Source organism: Dyadobacter sp. AC419, from assembly GCF_979253085.1.
Map to the genome: position 1 here is coordinate 59,699 of NZ_CEEDCD010000031.1, position 25,427 is coordinate 85,125.

Annotated in this window: 12 protein-coding genes and 3 pseudogenes; 9 read left to right on the top strand and 6 right to left on the bottom strand. The window is 44.4% G+C overall.

Annotated features, from left to right (window positions below):
* Window positions 1-112 precede the first annotated feature (112 nt).
* The 3 genes from AC0IYG_RS30085 to tamL all read left to right on the top strand — a co-directional run bounded on the left by AC0IYG_RS30085 (window position 113) and on the right by tamL (window position 8,314).
* Entirely contained in the window at window positions 113-826 is a 714-nt protein-coding gene (locus tag AC0IYG_RS30085) for a hypothetical protein (protein ID WP_471714721.1), read from the top strand.
* A gap of 127 nt (window positions 827-953) precedes the next feature.
* Entirely contained in the window at window positions 954-5,873 is a 4,920-nt protein-coding gene (locus tag AC0IYG_RS30090; RefSeq protein ID WP_471714722.1) for a translocation/assembly module TamB domain-containing protein, read from the top strand.
* Entirely contained in the window at window positions 5,870-8,314 is a 2,445-nt protein-coding gene (gene tamL, locus AC0IYG_RS30095) for a translocation and assembly module lipoprotein TamL (protein WP_471714723.1), read from the top strand. The genes AC0IYG_RS30090 and tamL overlap by 4 nt, the downstream gene beginning before the upstream one ends.
* 3 nt (window positions 8,315-8,317) lie before the next feature.
* On the opposite strand, the gene mce is transcribed toward tamL, so the two are convergent.
* On the bottom strand, window positions 8,318-8,725 hold the full coding sequence (mce, locus tag AC0IYG_RS30100; protein ID WP_471714808.1) for a methylmalonyl-CoA epimerase: 408 nt from the start codon (window positions 8,723-8,725) through the stop codon (window positions 8,318-8,320).
* Window positions 8,726-9,661: a ribosome small subunit-dependent GTPase A gene (gene rsgA, locus AC0IYG_RS30105; protein WP_471714724.1), complete on the bottom strand. Its 936-nt coding sequence runs from the start codon at window positions 9,659-9,661 to the stop codon at window positions 8,726-8,728.
* Window positions 9,662-9,922: 261 nt separating this feature from the next.
* Here rsgA and AC0IYG_RS30110 point away from each other — a divergent pair, with 261 nt between their 5' ends.
* Window positions 9,923-11,146 carry an ROK family transcriptional regulator gene (locus AC0IYG_RS30110; RefSeq protein ID WP_471714725.1) on the top strand — a complete coding sequence of 408 codons (1,224 nt, stop codon included), beginning with the start codon at window positions 9,923-9,925 and terminating at the stop codon, window positions 11,144-11,146.
* A gap of 39 nt (window positions 11,147-11,185) precedes the next feature.
* Here the strand turns inward: AC0IYG_RS30110 and AC0IYG_RS30115 are convergent, their stop codons facing one another.
* On the bottom strand, window positions 11,186-12,442 hold the full coding sequence (locus AC0IYG_RS30115; protein ID WP_471714726.1) for a 3-deoxy-D-manno-octulosonic acid transferase: 1,257 nt from the start codon (window positions 12,440-12,442) through the stop codon (window positions 11,186-11,188).
* 220 nt (window positions 12,443-12,662) lie between these two features.
* Between AC0IYG_RS30115 and AC0IYG_RS30120 the strand changes: the two genes are divergently transcribed.
* The 4 genes and pseudogenes from AC0IYG_RS30120 to AC0IYG_RS30135 all read left to right on the top strand — a co-directional run bounded on the left by AC0IYG_RS30120 (window position 12,663) and on the right by AC0IYG_RS30135 (window position 17,144).
* Window positions 12,663-13,433 (top strand): hypothetical protein, encoded by a 771-nt coding sequence (locus tag AC0IYG_RS30120; protein ID WP_471714727.1) that lies wholly within the window; start codon window positions 12,663-12,665, stop codon window positions 13,431-13,433.
* Window positions 13,434-13,490: 57 nt separating this feature from the next.
* Window positions 13,491-14,370 (top strand): annotated as a pseudogene (lipA, locus tag AC0IYG_RS30125) (lipoyl synthase).
* Window positions 14,371-14,564: 194 nt separating this feature from the next.
* Window positions 14,565-15,847: pseudogene (metK, locus tag AC0IYG_RS30130) on the top strand (methionine adenosyltransferase).
* A gap of 214 nt (window positions 15,848-16,061) precedes the next feature.
* Window positions 16,062-17,144, top strand: a complete 1,083-nt coding sequence (locus AC0IYG_RS30135; protein ID WP_471714728.1) for a fatty acid desaturase family protein — start codon at window positions 16,062-16,064, stop codon at window positions 17,142-17,144.
* On the opposite strand, the pseudogene AC0IYG_RS30140 reads toward AC0IYG_RS30135, so the two are convergent.
* The 3 genes and pseudogenes from AC0IYG_RS30140 to AC0IYG_RS30150 all read right to left on the bottom strand — a co-directional run bounded on the left by AC0IYG_RS30140 (window position 17,145) and on the right by AC0IYG_RS30150 (window position 21,361).
* Window positions 17,145-19,699 (bottom strand): annotated as a pseudogene (locus AC0IYG_RS30140) (efflux RND transporter permease subunit).
* Window positions 19,660-20,250, bottom strand: coding sequence for an efflux RND transporter permease subunit (locus AC0IYG_RS30145; RefSeq protein WP_471714729.1), 591 nt, complete (start codon window positions 20,248-20,250; stop codon window positions 19,660-19,662). The pseudogene AC0IYG_RS30140 and the gene AC0IYG_RS30145 overlap by 40 nt, the downstream one beginning before the upstream one ends.
* A gap of 49 nt (window positions 20,251-20,299) precedes the next feature.
* On the bottom strand, window positions 20,300-21,361 hold the full coding sequence (locus tag AC0IYG_RS30150; RefSeq protein ID WP_471714730.1) for an efflux RND transporter periplasmic adaptor subunit: 1,062 nt from the start codon (window positions 21,359-21,361) through the stop codon (window positions 20,300-20,302).
* A gap of 336 nt (window positions 21,362-21,697) precedes the next feature.
* Between AC0IYG_RS30150 and AC0IYG_RS30155 the strand changes: the two genes are divergently transcribed.
* On the top strand, window positions 21,698-25,423 hold the full coding sequence (locus AC0IYG_RS30155) for an MG2 domain-containing protein (RefSeq protein ID WP_471714731.1): 3,726 nt from the start codon (window positions 21,698-21,700) through the stop codon (window positions 25,421-25,423).
* Window positions 25,424-25,427 lie beyond the last annotated feature (4 nt).

The following is a 25,427-nucleotide window of genomic DNA, read 5'->3' on the forward strand; positions in this document are numbered from 1 at the left end:
TTATTTGCCTTAATTAAACTCTTAACCCGATATCGGATCTAACATTAAAGAAAAGACAAAGCGTTTTTTCAAATCATCCGGAACCGGGTAACTACATAAAAAAACAATTGACATGAAAAGATCATTGAACATTATAATTGCACTGCTGCTTGTATCCGTATATTCCTTCGGCCAGAAAGTGCCTGTTGATTCTATTTTCAACAATTATATTAAAGCCACTGGCGGAAAAGCACTTTGGGACGGCGTTAAATCATACAGTCTGAAAAGAAGTTACTCTGCTCCTTCCGCTGCGCCTTATGACGCCAATGTGACGGTTTCTATTCCTGATCAATCCATCTACAAGTCGAAGACGATCATGAAACGCAGCTTCGTATACACGGTTAAGGGAGATCAGGGTTGGATTAAAGTCCCTATCGGTCAAAAGATAGACGTGAAAGACCTGAGCCAGGCAGAACAGCAAAACATGCGACTGGAAATGTATGACGCGCTTTTGCCTTTTATTGATTATAAAAATAGAGGCTTGATTGCGACAACCGTTGGCATTGAAACCATTAACGGCATTCCCGTAATGCAGGTTGAGCTGCAAGGAAAAGGTGTGAAATACAACCTTTATTTTGACACAAAAACCAATTTGCTATGGCGTGTAAGAAAAAATGTAGGCGGTGTGGAAACAACCACAGACATGTCTAATTACACAAAATCGGCTTACGGCATCTCCTATCCTAGCAAATTGGTCGAAGTCAATAGTTTAGATAAAAAACCGGTGACAATTGTATCCACTGCCGTCATCAACGGAGCTGTGAGCCCAGAGCTGTTTAAACGATAAGCGCTAAACTGCTGGCCTGAAATTTATATCTGGATGGTTAATTGGAATAACTATCCAGATTTTTTATAACAAGCGCACCCGATTACTCATCACCTGGATCCGTATAAACAGGGAATAAAAGACAAGGATGAAGAAAGCATTAAAAGTATTAGCAATTGTAATTCTGGCGATATTGATTCTGGTTGGGGTTTTGGTTTGGGGCATTCAGACGCCATTTGGACAAAACTTTCTGACATCACAGGCCAACTCATATCTGCGCAAGAAGCTTAAAACAAAGGTCAATATTGAAAAAGTGCGCTTCGACGTCCCGGACTGGATCTTATTAGAAGGCGTTTATTTTGAAGACCAGCAAGGCGACACGCTCGTGTCGGGCAAAAGATTGTATGTGGATCTGGACATGTACAGCCTCATTAAAGGCAATGTTGGCATCAATAAAGTCGAAGTCGAAGGCATTAATGCAAACATTAACAGGGTTTTGCCGGACACCGTTTTCAACTTTCAATTTATTGTAGATGCGTTTGCCAGTGCGGACACAACTTCACAGGTTGACACCACTTCCAAGCCATTGGAAATGCGTCTCGACCAGATTTCGCTGAAAGATGTAAGGTTATCTTACCGCGACGCCGTAACCGGAACAGACGCCATTGCAAACATTGATTCCGCGTTGGTTCGTTTTGATAAATTCAACCCCACCATTTCCCAATATCATCCTTCTAAACTTGCCTTGCTGAACAGCCAGGTGAAGTTGAGAATGTATCAGCCGCTCAAAACGGAAACCACCCCTGCTAATGTCCCCGATCCTGCCGATTCATTGGACATTAAAGTGGGCGACATTGACATTCAGCAGTTTAAATGGGTGTTTGAAGACGAGATTGCAGGATTGAAGAACGGTGTGGATGTCGGTAAGCTGCAAGGCCATATCAACAACATTTACATGGGCAGTCAGCGCGTGGACGTGCGTAACCTGAATTTGGAAAAAATGACGCTTTATGCTGAATTTGCCAAAAAAGCGAAGACTGAAGCGAAAAAAGACACAACTTCTGCCGAACCCGAAACACCGGGATGGAATGTGAAAGTCGGTGAAATCAAGCTGGCCGACAATGACATTCGCTACGACGATTTCAACACGGCAAAACAACCAAAAGGACTGGATTTTGCGCACCTCGATATCAAAAACCTGAACATTAATTTACAGGACTTCATATTCTCTCCCGAAAACATTGCCGGCTCGCTTAAATCTGGCTCATTTGAGGAGAAAAGCGGCTTTAAGCTGGTTGAATTCAGAACAAACTTCAAATACGGCGAACAGGAGACTTACCTGAGAAACCTGCTCGTAAGAACACCAAAAACCACATTGCGGGACGAGCTCAGCCTGCGCTACAAAAGCCTGGATGACCTTGCGAAAGACATTGCAAATGTAAAAATCAACTTACGGCTTACTGACAGCCGCGTAGCATTTGCGGACATTCTTTTACTGGTGCCGGATCTTGCAAAAACGCCTCCTTTCAACAAAGAACCCAACGGAAGTTTGCAAGGCACGGGCGTAATCAGCGGCTCAGTCGACGATATGCTTATTTCGAAAGCCCGTTTCAGCATGCTTAATGGGACTGTTCTCAGCCTGGACGGACGTGTTCGTGGGTTGCCTGATGCCAATAAACTGGCACTGGATATGAACATTAATGAGCTGTCTTCCACGAAGCAAGACCTCATGAAAATGCTGCCCGACAGCGCAGTTCCCGCATCAATTGAACTTCCTGAAAACATTAAAATAACCGGCAAAGTGAACGGCTCGATGGAGGACCTGACGCTTACAACGACTATTAACACATCATTCGGGATCGGCACATTCTCGGGAAATCTGAAAAATATAACTGACAGCATCAGGGCTCAATATAATGGCACGCTTGCTTTCAATGATTTTGATTTGGGCAAACTAATGAAGCAGCCGCCTGCGGAAATGGGCAAGCTGACATTACGCACAGACCTCGAAGGCGTGGGTTACGCACCTGAAACAATGAAAGCACGCCTCGACGGAACTGTGGCAAGTGCGGACATTAAGGGTTATGTATACAACAATTTGACATTAAAAGGAGATGTGGATAATGGATTGGCTAATGTATCCGCCACCATGAATGACAGGAACATTGATGTTGACCTCACCGCCCAAGCCGATCTTTCAAAAGAATTCCCTTCCGTAAAAGCCGATGTTTCTATTGATAAGCTGGATTTGACTGCATTGAATTTGTATGCGGATTCATTGCAGATCGAGGGTGATATCAAGGTGGATATGCCTTCTACAAATCCTGCGAATCCTTTGGGAACGGTGGACATTAACACGGTGACACTTACGCATCATGGCAAACCGATCAAGCTGGATTCGATCAATGTGCAGCTAACCGATTCAAGCGGAATGCGCCAGGCCAACATTAAATCGCCATTTTTGAAAGCACAAATGAAAGGTGATTTTGTGTATACGGAGATCGCGGACGCACTTTTGACCGAAGTTGGTAAACACTTCAAATCACCGGACCTGACTTACACTCCGGTAACAAAGCCCGTTAACTTCACACTTGATGCGACGCTGAGCAATCACCCCGCCATTAATATGTTCGTTCCGCAGCTGAAAGAGATGAATAACATTGATTTCCGTGCTAAAATGGACAATCAGCAGGATTCATCAATTGTGGCGCGGCTGAGCATTCCAATGGTCAACTACGACAGCATTCAAACGGAACGCGTTTCGGTGGATTTCAGCACTACGAAGGAAAATGCAGCATTGAACGCCAATGTGGGCCTCGTTAACACCGGCAGTTTCAGGATTCAGAATGCGTCATTGAACAGCAAGATTGTAAACAATGATGTGAAGTTCGATTTCATTGTTAAAGACTCAGTTAACACGGACCGCCACGCCATTAAGGGCGATCTTGCCATTGCAGGCAACCGTTATAAGCTCAATTTGAGAGAAGATCTTTTGCTGGATTATCTGACCTGGGAAACCGACACATCTGGTTATATCCAATATGCTCCGGACAGTGTTTTTGTAAAAAACTTTGTGATCAAAAGCAAAGATCAATCCTTAACCATTAATTCAACAGCCGAGGCACCGAATAGTCCGCTGGACATTCAGATCGCCAATATTTCAATCGGCCCCATGATCGCCATCGCAACGCGGGACTCGACATTGGCGACGGGAATTTTGAATGGAAAAATACTTTTGAGCGATTATATGAAAGCTCCGGTTTACACAGGCGAGCTTACGATCGATAGTCTGGCCGTAACGCAAATCCCGGTTGGTAACCTCGCGCTAAAATCGACCAATGAAACAGAAAATCTGATCCGCGTTGCCATGACGCTCGTGAACGGGCAGAATGATATGAGCCTGAACGGAAGCTATAATCTGAAATCCGAAACACCGATGGATTTCAATCTGAACCTGAAAAACCTTAGTGCACAGACGATTGAAGCATTCAGTTTTGGTGAGCTAAAAAATGCAACCGGAAATCTCACCGGAGACATTGCAATCACCGGCGCAACGACCAGCCCGAGATTGAACGGAGCGGTTAATTTCAACGAAGTCGCTTTTAATGCTACGCAGCTTGGTTCCCGTTATTCGCTGGCCAATCAAAAGATCAATTTTAATGGTCAGAATATCAATTTCAACGATTTCATCATTGCCGATTCCACTAATCAGCAAATGAAGATCAATGGAAAAGTGGACATCGCTAACATTCCGAATGTGAGCTATGATCTTGCCATTAATGCCAAAAACTTTAATGTGCTTAACTCCACCCAAAAACAAAACGAGCTGTTCTACGGAAAGGCAAATATTGATGCAGATCTGACCGTAAAAGGCCAGGGCAGCAACTCTGTCATCGACGGAAGGGTGAAAGTGGATCCGGAAAGCAATATCACATTCGTTGTGCCAAATGACGCGACGGAAGCTGGAGACGCCTCGAAAGGGATCATTGAATTTGTGGACATGAGCGATTCCACACAGGTTGCGAAAGTCGATTCTGCCGACAAAGCCGTAGAAGTTGGTTTTGCATCACAAATTTCACTCGATGTTGAAGTCGATGATGAATCTCAGTTCACAGTTGTCATTGATGAATTGAACGGAGACAACATTAAGCTGAAAGGAAATGCACAATTGAACACGGGAATCGCCCCGAACGGACAATTGTTCATGCTTGGCTCATATGACCTGACCGAAGGTTCCTATGACATTACATTGCAGATCCTGAAAAGGAAATTCGATATTCTCAAAGGAAGCAACCTGATCTGGACGGGCGATGTAATGCAGGCAGATCTGAACATCACGGCAGGTTACACCGTAGAGGTTGATCCGGGATCTATTGCAGAGAAATTCCAGGGCGCAAGCAAAATTCCGATCCAGGTGCAGGTGCTCATCACGGGAAATTTGACAAAGCCGAACATTGCATTCAACATTGTTCCAGGTACGCAAATAGATGAGCAGATTAAAAGCGACATTACTAACCAGATATTTTGGCAAGAAATGCAGGGAAACCCGTCTGAGATGAATAAGCAGGCGTTTGCACTTTTGATTACCAATAAATTTATTACAAATCAATCTTCACCGGGCTTTAATCTGGGTTCCAGTGCAGAAGCGGTGGCTCGTCAAAGCGTCAGCCAATTGCTCAGTGATCAGCTCAACAATCTGGCATCCGACCTTGTAAAAGGCGTCGACTTGAACATTGGCCTCAACTCAACCGCGGATCAGACAACCGGTGCGCGCACCGACTTAAATCTTGGTTTGAGCAAAGCATTCCTGAATGACCGTCTGAAAATCTCGGTAGGAAAGAATTTTGAGCTGGAAAGCCAAACCAACTCGGCGAACTCGACTGAAGTGTTTGACAACATTGCGTTGGATTACGCGATTACAAAAGACGGCCGGTATTTATTCCGCGGTTATCGTAAAAACCAGTATCAGTCCATTCTCGAAGGTTTTATTATCGAAACAGGCGTAAGTTTTATTGTAACGGCAGACTACGATCTGTTGCGTGAATTTTTTGAAAGGCAAAAACAATGAGAAAAAGTGTATTAGGCATATTGGTCTTTCTGGTAACGCTGAGCAGCTGTTCAGTGAATAAATACATACCCGAAGGCCAAAGTCTCTATGTAGGTAGCAAAGTGAGCGTCCAACCCGACACCCTTACGAAGCCAAAGGTTTCCGGGTTAGCTTCTGAGTTGGAAGCAATCGTCAAGCCGCCGCCAAACAAAACGCTGCTCGGCTTTCCATGGAAAGTATGGTGGTGGTATTTTATTGGTGAACCAAAGGATGAAGGTGGCTTACGCAGCTGGTTTCGTAACAAATTAGGAGAAGCGCCCAAGTTTGCGACGCAGCGTGTCGCCGATATTAATGCTTCCAATATGGTTTCTTATTTAGACAATGAAGCCTATTATCGTTCGAAAGCCACTGGAAAGCTAGTTCGTGATAAAAAAGAAAAGCGCAGAACGGCCATTTATGATTTTGACGTTTACGTAATGCCGCGTTACGTCATGAATGAGATAAATTATGTGGTTAGGGACAGTTCGCTGTTCAATCGCGATCTCGTATTGGCCAAACAGAAAACATTACTAAAAAAGGGTGAACCGCCTCGCCTGGATGTTATTGCAACCGAAAGAAACCGGATTGATCTTGAATTAAAAGGAAAAGGTTACTACTTCTTTAATCCCGATTATCTGATCATTAAAGTAGACTCTACAATCGGTAAGCTTGATTCTACATTGGCGCCTCAGCAGGTTAATGTATTTCTGGAAGTAAAATCAGAAACCGCTCAGACTTCGCTGAAACAATATTTTATCAACAAGATTTACGTCAACACCGGAAGTCAGGAAAGTCTTTTGTCTGACACAACCGCAGCACGTGAGCCACTTAGGAGAGGCCTTAACATCAAAGACCCGGGCAATTTATATAAGCGCAGGATATTTTATGATGCGATTGGCTTCCGTAGAGGTGTCATGTATACAAATACAATGCATGACATTTCACTGCAAAGATTGATCAATCTGCAAAATTTCAAGTTTGTAAAAAATAGTTTTGATCTTGTTCCGCGTTCCGATTCTGCATTGCTGGATGTGCATTACGATTTGGAACCGCTGAAAAAAAAGTCGCTTCAGGCGAGTATCAGTGCAAGTACGAAATCCAATAACCTCGGTGGTTCGCAGCTAGACGTTGCGTGGCGCAACAGAAATACATTTAAAGGCGCAGAAATGCTTGCTATTAAAGCATTCTTTGGATTTGACGTGCAGCTGGGCGGAAACCGGGGCAATAAAGAGGACAATCCAAACAGGATCGGAAATGAATACATTCGTTATGGTATCGGAGGCGATCTTTCATTCCCAAGATTCATCATTCCATTTGTCCGCATCCGACCTGAGAAAAGCCAGGTACTTCCCAAAACTGTCCTTTCTGTTAACTACGAAAACCGTGTTCAGAGAGGTTTCTTTACCACGACGTCGATTCGTGGCGACTGGTCATACATTTGGAGAAAAAATTCGGAAGTTGAACATACCCTTACTCCGATATCTATCAACTTTATTCAACCCACAAATGTGCAATGGGAACGACTTTTAGATGTTCTTTTTAGTTCAAACACAAATCCGGTTGATGTTGTAAGATATTTAAAGCTTGTAGAAACTAAATATTTTATTGCAGGATCAAATTATTCTGTTTCCTACCGCCCAACGCCTCGGCCTTTTAGCAAAAATCAATTCGCCTTAACAGGAGGAATTGACTATGGCGGAAATTTACTAAGCCTGTTTGCAAAAAAACCAGCGGATGACTCTCTGGGTATGCGTGAATTCCTGAGTGTGCCTGTTTTTCAATATGTAAAGTTGGATGGGGATGTTCGATATTATCGCACGATAACTCCGGGTATAAAATGGGCAAACAGACTTTTACTGGGTGCTATAAAACCTTACGGTGTTTCCCGGAATATGACGACACCACAGTTTAAGCAATATTTTGGAGGAGGAAGCACAGGCATCAGAGCATTCCGTGCACGCGCACTCGGACCCGGTGCATATGAGCCAGACACACTTTCAATCGCGCTCTTGGGATATCAGAATTTTGCAGACATTCGCATGGAGTTCAACACCGAGTTGCGTATGAAATTTACCAACATTATTAACGGTGCTGTGTTTGTCGATGCAGGCAACATCTGGTCATTCGGAAGTCCAGAAAGGTCCGGTTATGATTCGTCGGCCATTATAAGCAAGGATTTCATCAAGCAAATTGCTGTTGGCGGTGGAATAGGCTTGCGTCTCGATTTTTCTTATCTCGTATTCAGACTCGACCTTGCAACACCATTCCGCAAACCCTGGTATACAAAACAAATAGCATCGGAAACACCGGAAGGCCAGGTTACTTATAAAAATCCTTGGGTCTTTAATGAGGTCAATTTCAGGAGCAGGGCGTGGAGAAGGGAAAACCTGATCCTCAACATTGCCGTTGGATTGCCTTTTTAGCGATTACGGTTTTATTTCCTGACAAAGCTCAATTAGCATTCCATTTGTCGTTTTTGGATGCAGAAAACAAACCAGCTTATTGTCAGCGCCCAATTTGGGGGTTTCACTTAACAAGGTGAAACCCTCTTTTTTTAACCTCGCCATTTCAGCAACAATGTCTTCAACTTCGAATGCCACGTGGTGAAAACCTTCGCCTTTCTTCTCTATAAATTTTGCAATAACGCCATCACTGGAAATGGACTGCAGCAGCTCAATTTTGGTTTGGTTAACTTGGAAAAATGAAGTGGAAACGCCTTCGGATTCTACCGTTTCACGCTTGTATGGATTGGTTTGAAAAAGACTGGAAAACAATTTTTCAGCTGCTTCAAGTTCTTTTACCGCAATGCCAATGTGCTCTACATTTTTCATGATTTATTTCCGGTTGTCCGCGCCGCCTACCATACTCAGATAACTTTCATAACGGCTGATGGCGATCAGGCCATCCGAAACCCCGTCTTTCACAGCGCAACCGGGTTCATTGATGTGCTGGCAGTTGTTGAAGCGACATTGGTTTAAAAGCTCACGCATTTCAGGAAAATAATGGCTTATTTCCTCGGGCTTCATATCCGAAAGTCCTAATTCCTTTATTCCGGGTGAATCAATAATGAATGTTCCCGGCTCCAATTCAAACATTTCGGCAAATGTCGTTGTATGCACGCCTTTATTGGCGAAAGTGGAAACTTCCTGCGTTTTAATGTCCAGGCTCGGCGCAATAGCATTAACCAATGTTGATTTTCCTACACCAGAATGTCCGGATAACAGCGAGACTTTGCCTTTCAGTAACCCGGCGAAATCTTCGAGTCCTTGCGCACTTACAGCGGTGGTCGCCATGCAAGTGTAACCCAGGCTTTCATATAACTCCATCAGCTCGGACTGAAAATCCTTCATATCATCATTCAACAAATCCTGCTTATTGAAAATCACCACACCCGGAATTCTGAACGACTCAATCGCCACTAAAAAACGGTCGATAAAACCCAATGAAGTTCTTGGAAAAACAAGCGTCGCGATCAGAATGGCCTGATCCACATTGGCCGCTATCAAATGTGCGTGCGCCGTTTTATGCACCGATCGCCGCACCACATAATTTTCTCTGGGCAGGATTTCGTGGATGATCCCGAAATTCTGAGTTTCATCCTCTGCTTCAAAATGCACATAATCACCCACGGCAATGGGGTTTGTCACCTTTAAACCCAGCGCCTTAAACTTACCTTTTAGCCTGCATTGCCAGATATGACCATCGCGGCTGTCGCGTACATCATACCACGACCCTGTCGAACGCAACACCAACCCTCTCACTAATTCCATTCGTTGTTTTTTTTGCAAGTAGCGAATTTAACAGAAGTTTCTGCAACCGTTGAAAAGATTATAACAGACCGCAAAAAAATCACTTGAATAATATTAAGTAGTTTTTTAGCAGTCATATGTTTTCTTAAGTAACTTTTGAAGCTTGATTATAATATTTTTTAATATTACCCCAGAGTTAAGCGCTTTTTGCATACATTAGTAGGCATCTATTATAAAGAATTTTAAATAAGATCTGTATTACCCAACATTTACACTCCACAAATGGACTTAGTTGTAGAAGAAGCCAATTCGGTTATTGATATTAGAAAAAACCGCATTAGGAGTAACTTATTGCTTCATTTATATCAATCCGGAGACACTTCAATCAACAAAATGGCAAGGTTATTCCATGCCAGCATTCCGTCAGCGACAGGCATTGTCAATGAGCTTATCCGCGAGGGATGGATTACTGAGACCGGCACCGGCCCGGCCCGAGCCGGTCGACCGCCTGTGCTTTACGGCCTGAATGCGAAGAAATATCTGACGCTGATCATGGACATCAATCGCCATGACACGCAGCTTGTCGTTTTCGACTTGCATAATCAGCTGATAATGAAACGAAAAGTCGATATCAGACTCGATGATTCGGCAACTTTTCTGGAACAGCTTTTCGCTGCAACGGACGACTTCCTGACTTCCAACAACATTAATGTAAGCAAGCTCTGGGGCATCGGCGTTTCCATGCCTGGCCTGATCAATTCTTCCCAAGGCATTAACCTGACTTATCTTAATCTGACACCGCCCGGCGTTCCGCTTGTTACGCATTTGAAAAAGCATTTCAAATTGCCGGTTTGCTTATTTAATGATACAAAAGCGACAACGATCGGTGAGCACAGATTTGGCTTTGCGATGGAAAAAACGCAGGTTTTGACCATTAACATTGACTGGGGCGTTGGTTTGGGAATCATTATCAATGGTGAAGTTTTCAACGGCGCATCCGGATTTGCAGGTGAGCTCGGCCACATTCAGGTAAAACCGGACGGACTTTTGTGCCATTGCGGAAAAGTCGGCTGTCTAGACACTATAACTTCGGCAATTGCATTAATCAGAAGGGCGAAAGAAGGCATCAACAGCGGGAAAGCAACTATTTTGTCTCAAATCGTCAATAACAATCTGGATTTGCTGGACACTTCTCACATCATCGAAGCCGTGCATGCGGGTGATGAGTTTTCGATTGATTTGCTAAGCACAGTGGGGACGGAACTTGGGAAAGGTCTGGCAACGGCCGTTCACCTTTTCAATCCGGAAGTCATCATTGTGGGCGGTTTGCTTGCAGAGGCCGGACCCTTCATTTCCAATCCGATAGAGCAGGCGATTAATAAATATTGCTTATCCGATTTCAAAAATTCACTGTCGATTCACATTTCCAAATTAGGCGCAAAAGCCAGGTTATTAGGCACGCAAGCGCATTTGTTTGAACATTTGATCGTAAAAGAATTCTCTTGATAGCACACAGGGCTGAGTGTTTGCTGATGTAAGCAATGCTCAGCTCTGTAATTTTTTCACTTCGCTGAGAATCATTTCTGTCGATCCCATTCCCGCGGCAATGTATCGCTTATTAACGACCCCGGCCGTTTTTCTTGTTTCAGGCTCAGCCAGCCATTGACCAATCGTTGCCGTGAGCGCATCTTGATTGGCAACCGCCACTGCCCCACCCTGCTCAATCAAGTCCAGCGCTTCCTGAAACTTGTGATAACGCTTATTTCCAAAAGCAACCGGAATGCCAAAAGTTGCGGCTTCCAGAATGTTATGCAATCCGGATCCGAAAGCACCGCCTATGAATGACAGATCGCCATATTGATACAAAGCCGATAGCATTCCAATGTTATCGATCACCAGATAATCATTTTCGCTGCTGTCGTCGCGCGTTGCCAGTTCAGAATACAATATTGTTTTTCCTGTCAGCGCTTTTCTCCATTGTTCGATTTGCTCCTTATGGATTTCGTGCGGCGCAATAATGGCTTTTAATTTACCCTTAAAATGGTTCAAAACCGGGATCAGAACCTGCATATCGGCCTCCCAAACGGAACCTGCGATCAGACAGGTTTGGCCGTCACGAAACTTTGCTATTTCCGGAAAATCTCTTGTATTGGAAGCAATGGCGGCCACCCGGTCGAACCGTGTATCCCCGGCAATGCTGCATTGCTGAATGTCAATGCTTTTCAGCAATTTGAGCGACTGCTCGTTTTGAACAAAAATGTGGTCAAATGCGGTAAGCATTTGCCTGAAAAATGAGCCGCTTTTTTTGAAAAAAGCCTGACCTGGGCGAAAGATCGTGGAAAAAGAGATAATGTAAGTCCCGTTCTTTTTCAGCGCTTTCAGATAATTATGCCAAAACTCGTATTTGATAAAGAAGGCAATGTGAGGCTTTACAATGTTGACAAATCGCTTTGCATTGGCAGCTGTGTCAAGCGGGAGATAGCAAATGTAATCCGCGCCAGCATAATTTTTCCTGACCTCATAACCAGAGGGCGAGAAGAATGTCAGTAAAATGAAATGATCAGGAAATTGCGTTTTGTAAGTTTCAATGACGGGCCGGCCCTGCTCAAACTCGCCCAGGGAAGCCGCATGAAACCAAGCAACCGGACGGCCGTTTACCAGCTTTTGGAACGACTGTTCCATCTTGTCCAGCAAGCCATTTCTACCCTCAACACCCAGCTTGATTTTGCCATTGAACATTGCCGCAACCTTCATCAAAGAGGCGACTGTACTGATTGCGCTTTGATAGATGAATTCGGACAAATGATTCTGATTAGTAGGAGATTAGCGAAAAATTAATTTAAAAAAATGGCAAGAGCGAGGATTCTCTGGCAGGCTTTTTTATTTCTTTTTTCTTTCAAAGAACATAAAAGTACAAAAAACCGTTAATGTGGTGTCGATATGCAGCTGCTTTCACACTATTATTTTGTACTTTCACTGTTCATACGACACTTTCTGTAACAGGAGAATTAGATCTAAATATATGATGCGTGTAAAATTTTTACTATCAGTATCTATTCTGTTTGCACTATCGACAGACATATATGCGCAGCGTCGGGCTAAGCTTGAGGACAATGAAGAGAGCTATAAATCTTTTACTTCCTTTGGCGTAACTACAAATACAAATTCAGGGATTTTGGGAGGCGCCGTTTTCAGACAATCGTCTGCACTCGGTTCAAAGCTTTTTGGCAAAAATCAATATCGCTATCTTGCGCTTGAACTTGTCAATGTAAAGCATCCGAAAGAACTTTCGCAACAAGATTTTGTAACGGGCGCGCGCTTGGTTTACGGAAAGCAAAATTATCTTTTCGTGTTAAGACCGGAATACGGGCGTGAGCTGACATTGTTCAGCAGACAGGATGATGAAGGAATTTCTATCAGCGGAATAGTCGCCGCCGGACCGTCGCTTGGCTTGGAAAAGCCTTATATGGTGCAATTTCAAAGTTCTGACGGCCAGGTTGTGACTGAACCGTTTGATCCTGTAAAACATGCAGGAAGCACGCAAACGACTGGCATTGTAGGCGCAGGAAGTTTCTTTCAAGGATTCGGACAAACTAAAATTGTTCCGGGATTGCACGTTAAGACGGCAATGAGCTTTGAACTAAGTGCTTTTCGTGAAAATGTAACTGGTGTTGAAATTGGTTTTATTGCTGAGGCATTTACCAGAAAAGTGGAGATTATGGCCTTTGCGGAAAACAGAAGTTTTTTCACTTCCGGCTATTTAACCCTATATTTTGGGAGTAAAAAGAGATAATAAATTACCCATTGACAATGCTGGCTGAGGTCACATTGCCAGAGATTACCAATAAATATGATTGAATTACCTGTTATTCCCTCGGAGCGTAAGAAAAGACCGGATTGGTTGAGAGTGAAGCTTCCGGCAGGGCCTGAATTCCGGAAAGTAAGGCAGCTGGTTGATAATTATAAACTGCACACGATCTGCGAAAGTGGCAGCTGCCCGAATATGGGCGAGTGCTGGGGTGCAGGAACGGCTACTTTTATGATCCTGGGCAATGTTTGTACAAGAAAGCTGTAGCTTTTGCGCAGTGGCAACCGGACGACCTAATGAATATGACACCGACGAGCCAAGACGCGTTGCGGAAGCTATTAAGCTGATGCAGGTGAAACATGCGGTGCTTACGTCTGTAAACCGGGACGAATTGAAAGATCGCGGTGCCGAAATCTGGTATCAGACGGTTAGACAAGTGAAGGAAAATACGCCTGAAACAACGATAGAAACGCTTATTCCAGACGTAAAAAACAACTGGGATGCATTGATCCACATGATTGAAGCGGGCCAGGAAGTGGTTTCGCACAACATGGAAACTGTTGAACGTTTATACCGTGCAGTGCGTCCGCAAGCGAAGTATGAGCGCAGTCTGGAGCAGATCAGAAGAACAAAGGCATTTGGCCAGCGCACCAAATCAGGCATTATGCTTGGACTTGGCGAAACGCAGGATGAAGTCTACAAAGCAATGGATGACCTGGCAGCAAACGGTCTTGACATTCTCACATTAGGACAATATCTACAGCCAACCAAAATGCACCACGAAGTGATCGAATGGATCACGCCGGAAATGTTTGATAATTACAGAGAAGAAGGCCTAAAACGCGGACTCAAATACGTCGAGTCCGGCCCGCTGGTAAGATCAAGTCACCATGCAGAGCGGCATGTTAATGTGCCGATTTGAAATCAATACATTCTAACAAGATAATTGAAAGCCTGCTTTTGGTGAAAAAGCAGGCTTTTCTTGTTTACTAACGGGCATGGTTCACGCGTGTTTTTAAGGTGATTATATTTGGTTAATGTCCCAAAAAAGTTCAATTTTGTTTTTTAATCCATACACTAACTTCACATTGTTTGCTGAATTAACAATTTCAATTTATGCCATACTTATTCACCTCGGAGTCCGTATCTGAAGGACATCCTCTGACAAGGTCGCCGATCAAATATCAGATGCTTTAATTGACAATTTCTTGGCTTGGGATACTAACAGTAAAGTAGCCTGCGAAACTTTGGTAACGACAGGACAGGTGGTTCTGGCTGGCGAAGTGAAAACCAACACTTATCTGGATGTTCAGAAAATCACTCGTGAGGTGATCAGGAAAATCGGATATACGAAGAGTGAATACATGTTTGAAGCCAATTCGTGCGGTATTTTATCTGCTATCCACGATCAGAGTGCAGACATTAACCAAGGCGTTGACCGCGCAGTTGCTTCCGAAAGCTTTGAAGAAAAAGCGAACGCGCAAGGTGCAGGTGACCAGGGAATGATGTTTGGTTACGCAACACGCGAAACGGAGAATTACATGCCACTTGCATTGGATCTTGCACACAAGATTTTGCAGGAAATGTCAGCGATCAGAAATAACGAATCCAGCCTGATCCCATATCTTCGCCCGGATGCAAAATCTCAGGTGACGATTGAATACAGTGATGAAAATGTGCCATTGCGTATCGATACAATCGTTGTTTCAACACAGCATGATGATTTCGACGCGGAAGCTGCAATGCTTGCCAAAATCAAATCCGATGTTATCAACATTGTAATTCCACGCGTGAAAGCGAAACTTACTCCGGAATTGCAAAAGCTGTTTACAGGTGACATTACTTTCCACATTAACCCAACCGGAAAGTTTGTAATCGGCGGCCCGCACGGCGATACAGGACTTACAGGACGTAAAATCATTGTTGATACTTACGGTGGCAAAGGTGCGCATGGTGGCGGTGCTTTCTCTGGAAAAGATCCTTCCAAAGTAGACCGTTCGGCTGCATATGCAACCCGTCACATTGCGAAAAACATGGTGGCGTCAGGACTTTGTGACGAAGTGCTTGTTCAGGTTTCTTACGCGATCGGTGTGGCTGAGCCTTGTGGTTTGTATATCAACACTTACGGAACTGCCAAAGTATCTGATCACGACGGCGATATCGCTTCGAAAATAGGCGAGATCTTCGACCTTCGTCCTTATGCAATCGAGCAGCGCTTGAAACTTCGTAATCCGATTTACTCGGAAACAGCCGCTTATGGACACATGGGCCGCAAGAATGAGGTGGTTACCAAATCATTCAAAGGCGCAAATGGCGAAGAGAAAGAAGTGGAAGTAGAACTTTTCACTTGGGAAAAACTTGACTTCGTCGATGCGATCAAAGAGAAGTTCGCATTGTAAGCATATATAAATGATAGTGATAGGGCCGGCTAATTGTCGGCCTTATTTTTTGCCCAAAACCCCACTTTCAGGATATTTTGAAGAATGGACATTTGCAGAATATTTTATTGATTCTCCAATTAATATCTACCTTTAACTAATAATACCAGGATATTTCCGTTCCTAAGGGGCTGGGCAAACTATTCTGTTAGAGCTAATTCCGTCCCCTTTCTTTATGCAATACCAAAAAATAAAGTTTACCAACGCTGGCAAAAGCACGTTCTTTCCTACGCTTCGCCAACGTGTCGATCAATATTTTTCAACCAATAATATTTGTAAATCGGGAGGTAAGCAGATCATTTACAAGGCGTTGTTTATGCTGAGTTTGTATCTGATCCCTTACATTTTGATACTTACTGGCGGGTTTTCCAACCTGACCATGTTCTTACTGACGATCGTTATGGGATTTGGTGTTGCGGGCGTTGGCATGTCGGTTATGCACGATGCGATACACGGTTCGCTGGCAACATCCAATGTGCTGAATAAGATTTTTGGCGCTTCTATTTACCTGCTTGGCGGCAACGCATACAATTGGGAAGTGCAGCATAACAGGCTTCATCACACATACACCAACATTCACGAGGTTGACGAAGACATTACGGGAAAGTTTTTGCTAAGATTATCTTTTCAGGAAAAGCAGAAGCAAATCCACCGTTTCCAGCACATTTACGCATTCTTTTTATACAGCCTGATGACATTGTCATTTCTTTGGAAAGACTTCAAAGAGATTTCACTTTTTAACAAAATGTCTGAATCTGGAATGACAAAGCCTTTTCCACGCAAGGAATTGATAAAGCTTATTATCACCAAAGTGGCTTACGTCCTGTTTATCTGCGTGATTCCGCTTTACTTTACTTCACTTACTTTTGGAGAATGGTTTATTGGATTTATGGCTATGCATTGCACGGCCGGCATGATCCTGAGCACCGTGTTCCAAATGGCGCACGTTGTCGAAGGTGTTCACCAGCCAGAACCAACTAATACAGGCTGCGTTGAGAATGCATGGGCTGTACATCAGTTGCAAACCACATCCAACTTCGCTGGTCGGAACCGCTTTTTATCCTGGTATATCGGCGGTTTGGATTATCAGATCGAGCACCATTTGTTTCCTTCTATTTCCCACATCCATTATCACGCACTGTCGCCGATTGTGCAGGCAACGGCGTTGGAATTCGGATTGGATTACAATGCGAAGGCTAACTTTGCCAACGCATTGGGTTCTCATGTGAGAATGTTAAAAAGCATGGGCAGAGCCTGATCACGCAGGGTCCACCAATTCACTTTCGCGGGCGACCTGATCAATCATCCTCATTTTTTCGAAATTCTTTGGTCGTGAGAAGAATGTGTAAATGGCGGGAATCACGTATAATGTGAGCACCAGCGAGAACAGCAATCCGCCCATAATCACAATTCCCATCGACATCCGGCTCTTACCGGCTGAGCCAAGCGCCATCGCAATTGGCAACGCACCCAGGATCGTTGCAAGGCTCGTCATCAAGATTGGCCTGAAACGCAATGTTGCTGCTTCGAGCACTGCTTCCTGAATGCCAAGCCCTTTCTCCCGAAGCTGGTTTGCAAATTCAACAATCAAAATTCCGTTTTTGGTTACCAAACCAATCAGCATAATCATTCCGATTTGGCTGAAAATGTTTAATGTTTGATCAAAAAACCAAAGCGAAAATACGGCTCCGCCAATGGCCAGCGGCACGGTGAACATAATGATAAACGGATCCACGAAACTTTCAAATTGCGCTGCAAGAATGAAATAGATCAACACAAGTGCTAGAAAGAAAGAGAACATCGTGTTGGAAGAACTCTCCGCATAATCCCGTGATGAGCCACTTAATGAAGTTTGAATGGCCTCATCTTTCAACCGGTCCCGGATGCGGTCCATAGCAGCAATGCCGTCGCCGATCGTTTTCCCGGGCGCTAATGCAGCCTGCACGGTCGCGCTCATATAGCGATTGTAGTGAAACAGCTGCGGCGGACTGCTTTCTTCCTCCGCTTTAACAATGTTGTCGAGTTGGACAAGGCTGCCATTTGCTGTTTTGACAAACATACTTTTCAAATCCAGCGGCTCGTCCCGGTTTACACGGTCATATTGTCCAATCACCTGATACTGACGCCCATTCATTGTAAAATAGCCAAAACGCTGACCCGCAAATGCGAGCTGCATCGTCTGCGCCACATCCTGAACGGTCACACCCAGTGATTTTGCTTTTTCCCGGTCAATCGTAATCTGTATTTCAGGCTTGCTAAACTTCAAATTGACGTCCGTAATGGCGAATGTCGGGTCATTGGAAACTTCTTCCATGAATTTTGGAAGATAGGAACGCAACTTCTCAAAGTCCGGCGCCTGAATCACATATTGGATCGGCAAGCCGCCGCGCGAGTCCACAGAAACGTTTTGCTGCTGCACCACAAATGACTTTGCATCAGGCATTTGTTTCAACTTCTGATTAATGTAGTCTGCTATTTCCTGCTGCGTTTCCTTTCTTTCTTTTTTATCAACCAAAGCAATTCTGCCGCTTCCTGTGTTCGCTGCGCCAAGTCCGGAATTTCCAGGTGAAGTGATGAGCATCAGGCCTTTTTTACCCGGCATTGAATCCATCAGCATTTGCCCCACTTGCTGGACATAACGATCTGTAAATTCAAATGACGAGCCTTCCGGCGCGGTCATATTGATCCTGAACCAATTGCGGTCATCCAAAGGTGCAAGTTCGGATTGCAGCCCTTTTCCGAAAAACCAGATCATGCCCACCGTGGCGGCCACGATTGGAATCGCAACCCAGCGCATTTTCAGGAATTTACCAAAGCGGTGCCATAATTATTGGTAATGCTTTCGAAAGAAAGGCTCCGTTTTTTCATAGAACCAGCTCTTCTTGTGCGTCTTACGAACCAGATATGCATTCAGCATCGGGGTTAATGTAAGCGAAACAAAGGCTGAAATAAGCACCGCAGCGGAGATTACAATCCCAAACTCCCGAAACGGTTTCCGACAAAGCCTTCCATAAAAATTACCGGAAGAAACACTGACGCCAACGTAATAGAAGTCGACAAAACTGCAAAAATGATCTCATTAGCGCCCTTTATTGCCGCCTCAATCGGCCCCATCCCCTGCTCTATCTTCTTGAAAATGTTCTCCGTGACGACAATTCCATCATCCACCACAAGTCCAGTCGCCAAAACGATGGCCAGCAAAGTGAGCACATTGATGGAAAAGCCCATGATGTACATTACAAAAAACGTCCCGATCAGCGACACCGGAATGTCGATCAGCGGGCGAAATGCGATAAGCCAATCCCTGAAAAAGAGATAAATAATAATCACAACCAGCACGATTGCGATCAGCAGCGTCTCGCCTACTTCTTCTATGGAGCGCTCTACGAAAATTGTGTTATCAATCAGTGTATCAAGCTCATAATCCTTGGGCAGCTCCTTTTTAATGTCCGCCATCCGCTTATTAACTTCCTCTGCAATGTTCAGATAATTGGCGCCCGGCATGGGAGAAATCGCCAGGCCGATCATAGGCACATTGTCAAGCCGCAAAATCGTTTCTTCATTTTCCGGACCCAGCATTGCGTGCCCAATGTCCTTTAAGTGAATCGTTTGCGTTGCCGAATTCTTAATAATCATCTCATTAAAATCCTCTTCCGTCCTGAAACGACCGATCGTTTTAACCGTAAGCTCCGTATTGTCACCAGCCAGTTTACCGCTTGGCAATTCCACATTCTCCTTATCCAGCGCAATTTTCACATCCTGCGTTGTAATGCCTAGCGAAGCCATTTTAATCGGGTCCATCCAGATGCGCATGGCGATATTTTCTGGCCGAAAATCCGGATTTCACTTACGCCTTCAATGGTTTGCAAACGTTGGGCAATCACATTCTCTGCATAATCACTCACTTCCAAATGCGAACGTGTGTCGCTTTTGAATGTTAACACAATGATCGGCTCTGAGTTGGCATCCGCTTTTGCAACAACCGGCGGCCCGTCAATATCCAATGGCAATGTGCGTGAAGCCGAGCCCACCTTATCCCGCACGTCATTGGCGGCACGCTCCATGTCCACACCAATGTCAAATTCAACTGTGATCTGGCTTGTGCCCTGGCTGCTTGTAGAGTTTATAGACTTAATCCCTTCAATGCTATTAAGCTGTTTTTCAAGCGGTTCTGTGATCTGCGATTCGATAATGTCCGCATTGGCCCCGGTGTAACTCGTCCGGATGGAAACCACGGGCGGATCAATGGAAGGAAATTCCCGCATCCCCAGAAACTTATATCCGAGAAATCCGAAAAGTATGATCAGCAGGTTCATGACAATCGCCAGAACCGGCCTTTTGATCGAGAGCGTTGATATACTCATAATGGGAGTTTAGTGTCGGCTGACAACATTTGGGACTAAATATTCCTGCTCAATTCACTCTGACAGCCGTATTTGGCTTAATAGCAATAATTCCGGACGTTATCAGCGAGTCGCCCGGCTGCAAACCTTCGATCACCTGAATGCTTTTATCCGTCCTTAACCCGGTCACGACCATTGCTTCCTGCGCTTTGCCATTTTTTACAACAAAAACCTTCTTACCTTTCAAAACAGGCACAATGGCTTCCGTCGGGATCATCATTGCTGACTTATTTGCATCCAGATCTGCCAGGATTTTGACGAACATGCCCGGCACAAACCGACCGCCCGGGTTAGAAGCAATTGCACGCACTTTCAACGTCCGCAGACTTTCATCCACTTTCGGGTCCACAGCCAGGATTTTTGCATTATAAGTCGACTGATCGCCATCCAGCGTGAATTTGACGACATTACCCACACGAATGTTCGGAGAATATTTTTCGGGAACCGTAAAGTCAACTTTGACCGGATTGCTCTGTACAATGGTCACGATGGACGTACCCGGCAAGAGATAAGCGCCTTCGCTAATGTATTTCAATCCTATTTTTCCGCTGAAAGGTGCGCGGATTTCCGTTTTTGCCAGTTGCGCTTCCAGCACTTCCCGCTCTGCATCGAGTATTCGGATGTTATTGGAAGTGACATCGTATTCTTCCAGGTTGATTGCCTCTACATTCAGCAACTTTTTCTGACGCGCCTCAATTTTTCTGCTCAGCTCCTGGTTATACTCCACTTTTTGAAGCTGGGCCCTAAGTTCGCGATCATTAATTTTACCGATCAGCTGGCCTTTTTCAATGTAAGCACCTTCTTTAATGTCAAGCTTGATCAGCCTCCCCGCCGCTTCCGCCATCACATTTACTTCCTCATTCGGAATGACTGTGCCGGATGCAAATATTTGATTTTCAATTGTTTCTTTGCGCACAACATGTACATTAACAGGCACAACCGCCCCAGCCGATGCCGTTGCTCCTTTGCTTCCCGTCCCCGCGGGCTTATCATTTCCTGGTTTTGAAAAAACAAAAAGTTTGCCCAGCACCAGCACAATGATTATCCCGCCAACCAGCATTATCGTACGCATAAATCAATTAGATAAATTTCGTTCAACTCGAATATTGATAAATTATATTTCTTCAAAACTCCTTATTAAAGATAGTTCTTATTGTACAAAGTGGCAATCGCTTACTTTTTTACTTCTTGCCAATATTAATTTGCAGTTAACGATCGTACACGCAAAGTCACCGCCGGGTAAATAATTGCGGAATCTTTTTGGCTATCAACTATATTTAGTGCGACTGCTCCTGACATTTTTAAAGCATTAATTCGTTGCCAATCGTCTCCTCTTTTTAACTAAAAAATGAAAGCATTTCCGTGTTGCCTCCGCTATTTCCTCACATTATTAATCTGCTATTTACCTATGCACACGCACGGACAGAACAAGGTCAAAAATTACGATGCGCAGTGGAAAATTGTTGAAGGCCATCAAAAGAAGAATTTGCCAAAATCCGCATTGGAAGAAGTGAAGCGAATTTATGAATTGGCTAAAAGAGAAAATCAGGACGCCCAGATCATAAAAGCGGCGGTTTACATGGTCAATCTGCAAACGGAAACGAGAGAAGACCAAGGTGCCATAGCGATTGCCGAGCTCGAAAAAGAGATTGCAACAAGCCGGCAGCCATCCAAATCCATTCTTACAAACCTGCTTGCATCAACGTATTATGCTTATTATCAAAGCATTCGATGGAAACTTTACGAACGCACCGCGACGACTGGTTTCAACAAACAGGACATTAACACATGGACAACGGAAGATTTTCACCAGAAAATCAGCACATTATATCTGGAATCTATTGAAAATGAAGCATTATTAAAACAGACCAAACTTGAACCTTATGATGCGATAATCGCAAATGGTAACGTCCGAAAACTACGCCCCACTTTATATGATTTACTCACGCACAAGGCCTTACAATATTTTTCTTCCGACGAGCGCGACATTAAAAAGCCTTCTTACGCATTCGCGATAGACAAGGCATCTGCATTCGACCCTGCGGCGGATTTCATTCACAGGAAATTTGAAACGAAAGACAGCACTTCCCTCGAATTTTTCGCACTTCAATTGTATCAGAAACTGATCGCATTTCATATCAACGATCCACAGCCAGATGCATTGATCGACGTAGACATTCAGCGACTGCAATTCGTCCGCCAGAAGTCTGTCCACCCGGACACGGACACGCTTTATTACATGTCTATAAGTCACTTAGCCGATCAATATCAACAAACGCCTGCCGCCGCGCAGGCTTGGTTTCTGAAAGCTGCGTATCATGAAGAAAAAGGCAATTTGTATAAAGCAGGAGGCGATTCGACCTATCGTTTTGAGAAAGCAAAGGCAGTTACTATTCTTGAAAAAATTGTTGTTGAAAATCCGGAGCGTGAGGGAGGAGTTAATGCTTATAATGCGCTGCAAGGGATTAAAAGGCCAAATTTACAATTCACAGTTGAGCAAGTCAATGTGCCGGAAAAGCCGTTTTTGATGTTTTTGGAATACAAAAACTTAACTAATCTGCATCTGCGAGTCTTCAAGGCAACCGACGCGATAAAAGCGTCTTTTCAGAACTACAAAGTCCAGGAAGTTTTCCGTTCGATTGCCAAAATGACGCCGGTCCGGGCATGGGAGCAAAAGCTGCCGGACACAAAAGATTTCCAGCAACATGCAGTTGAGCTAAAAGTTGAAGGGCTGCCAGTGGGAGAATATGTGCTTTTGGCGAGCCTGGACGGCAGTTTTGCTGAAAACAAATCCTTATCCGGCGCGCGGTTGTTCTATGTCAGCAACATTAGTTTTATCCAGAGAAACAATGATTTCTTTGTGCTGAACAGAGAAACCGGGCAACCACTTCCGGGCGCAAATGTCACGATCTGGACTTCGAAATATGATTATGCAGGCAGAGAATATAAAACGACGAAAGGCGCCCAAACTCCGGTGGACAAGAATGGCTATTTTAAGGACAGACGAAGTTCAGAAAAACCGGAGTCTCGGAGCCAGATGTTAGAAATTATAAATGGTAACGATAAGCTCTTCATTAAGGAACAATTCGGCACATTTTACAACGGAGCTAACGCTGAAAAAGCCATTCAGTCAAAAATTTACGTCTTCACAGACCGCAGTTTATATCGACCGGGCCAGACAGTTTATTACAAAGGAATCGCTGCTGACGGCAGCAACATTGCAAAGGACGAGACCGAAGAAATTGAAATTGAACTGTACAATGCTACTAACCAAGTCGTTGGACGGGACACCAAGAAAGTCAATGCATTTGGAAGCTTTTCGGGGACCTTCGTTTTGCCGCAAGGCATCTTGAACGGACAATTCTCGATTGACGCGGACGGAGACAGAGTTTCTTTTCAGGTTGAAGAATACAAAAGGCCGAAGTTCGCCGTCCAGTTTGACACTTTGAGGGGCACTTATAAGCTGGGCGACACCATTCAGGTGACTGGCGTTGGGACGGCTTATGCAGGAAACTTCATCGACGGGGCGAAGGTCAGTTATCGGGTTATCCGAAGTGAAAGGTTTTTGTATCCCTGGATTCGCCGGTGGCATTATTATACGCCGTCTGCCCCGCAGATTATCACACACGGGGAGGCCGTCACGGATGCGTCCGGCAAATTCAACATTGCTTTCGAAGCCATACCCGATGCAAAAAGGGATAAAAAACTTGAACCGGTTTTTGATTTTGTGATTTATGCTGATGTGACGGATATCAATGGAGAAACGAGAAGTGCGCAAATGACCGTTTCTGTTGGTTATAAATCAGTTGTGCTAAAAACGAAAATTCCTGAGAAGGCTATCGCGGACAGTCTCGCAAATTTGAAGATAAGGGCCGAAAACATGAACGGGAAATTCGTTTCGACACCGGTTACTGTGAAAATTTCCCGGTTAATGCCCGAAAATCGATTGATCCGTTCCCGTTACTGGCAGCGCCCCGATTTATTTGTAATGACAAAAGAGGAGTTTATTGCGGCCTTTCCAAATGATGAATATGATAAGGAAGCTGAAAAGGAAAGCTGGCCCGTGCAGGATGTAGTTTTTGAAAAGACAGCCACTATTACCGAAAATCAGGCATTTACTATCGATAAAACAAAGCTGACCGGTGGATTTTATAAAATTGAGATCACAACAGAAGATGAAAGCAACGCGGAAGTAAAAGATGTTAAATATGTTGAATTAGTTGATCCGAAAGCCGGTAAGCCAGCTTTCCCACAATACATTGCTACGGAAAGCAGTGCAACCATTGAGCCGGGTGAGAAAACGACTGTCAAAATAGGAACGTCGGCCAATGACGTTTTTGTCATCAGCAGTTCAGGCAAAATGGCAAATCCCGACAACTTTTCCTTTTTCAAACTTAGCAATCAAAAACGCACTTTCGACATTGCTGCAAAGGAATCTGACCGTGGCGGATTTAGCATTGATTATATGTTCGTAAAGCATAACCGCGTGCATCAGCATCAGGAATTTGTGAATGTTCCCTGGACGAACAAAGACCTGAACATTGAATACGAAACGTTTAGGGATAAAGCTTTGCCGGGAAGTAAGGAGCAATGGAAGGTTAAGATTTCTGGTTACAAGAAGGATAAAGTGGCGGCAGAAATGCTTGCCAGCATGTATGACGCGTCGCTCGATCAGTTTTTTCCGCATCAATGGCAAAAGCCCGCACATTGGCCGACTAACAATGGCATTGCCCGTTGGAACGACGGTGGAAATTTCACGACAAGAGATGCGCAAGTCTTCTATTATCTACCTGATCACTACAAGAATTTTGAAAAACTTTACGATCAGTTGCTTGGCATTGACCTTTCATATCGGGACTTTCCGCGCGGCGGGGTGAGAGGGGTGCAGTTGCGCGGTAATGTGGCGGCAAAGAAGACTGGCAACAATAATAATATGGTTGAGGAAATGGCTGCGGCACCGATGTCTATTGGTGAAGACGCCAAGGCGATGAGTGAAGTTGTTGTGGTTGGCTATGGTGTCCCATCCAATGCTCCCGGTAAAAATAACAACGATGCACAAGCTGCTCGAATTCGTAAAAACTTCAACGAAACCGCATTCTTCTTCCCGACCTGCAAACGGATAAAAATGGCGTAATCAC

Coding starts and splice junctions, on each gene's coding strand:
- AC0IYG_RS30085 (WP_471714721.1), top strand. CDS start 113: ATGAAAAGATCATTGAACATTATAATTGCACTGCTGCTTGTATCCGTA.
- AC0IYG_RS30090 (WP_471714722.1), top strand. CDS start 954: ATGAAGAAAGCATTAAAAGTATTAGCAATTGTAATTCTGGCGATATTG.
- tamL (WP_471714723.1), top strand. CDS start 5,870: ATGAGAAAAAGTGTATTAGGCATATTGGTCTTTCTGGTAACGCTGAGC.
- rsgA (WP_471714724.1), bottom strand. CDS start 9,661: ATGGAATTAGTGAGAGGGTTGGTGTTGCGTTCGACAGGGTCGTGGTAT.
- AC0IYG_RS30110 (WP_471714725.1), top strand. CDS start 9,923: ATGGACTTAGTTGTAGAAGAAGCCAATTCGGTTATTGATATTAGAAAA.
- AC0IYG_RS30120 (WP_471714727.1), top strand. CDS start 12,663: ATGATGCGTGTAAAATTTTTACTATCAGTATCTATTCTGTTTGCACTA.
- AC0IYG_RS30135 (WP_471714728.1), top strand. CDS start 16,062: ATGCAATACCAAAAAATAAAGTTTACCAACGCTGGCAAAAGCACGTTC.
- AC0IYG_RS30145 (WP_471714729.1), bottom strand. CDS start 20,250: ATGAGTATATCAACGCTCTCGATCAAAAGGCCGGTTCTGGCGATTGTC.
- AC0IYG_RS30150 (WP_471714730.1), bottom strand. CDS start 21,361: ATGCGTACGATAATGCTGGTTGGCGGGATAATCATTGTGCTGGTGCTG.
- AC0IYG_RS30155 (WP_471714731.1), top strand. CDS start 21,698: ATGCACACGCACGGACAGAACAAGGTCAAAAATTACGATGCGCAGTGG.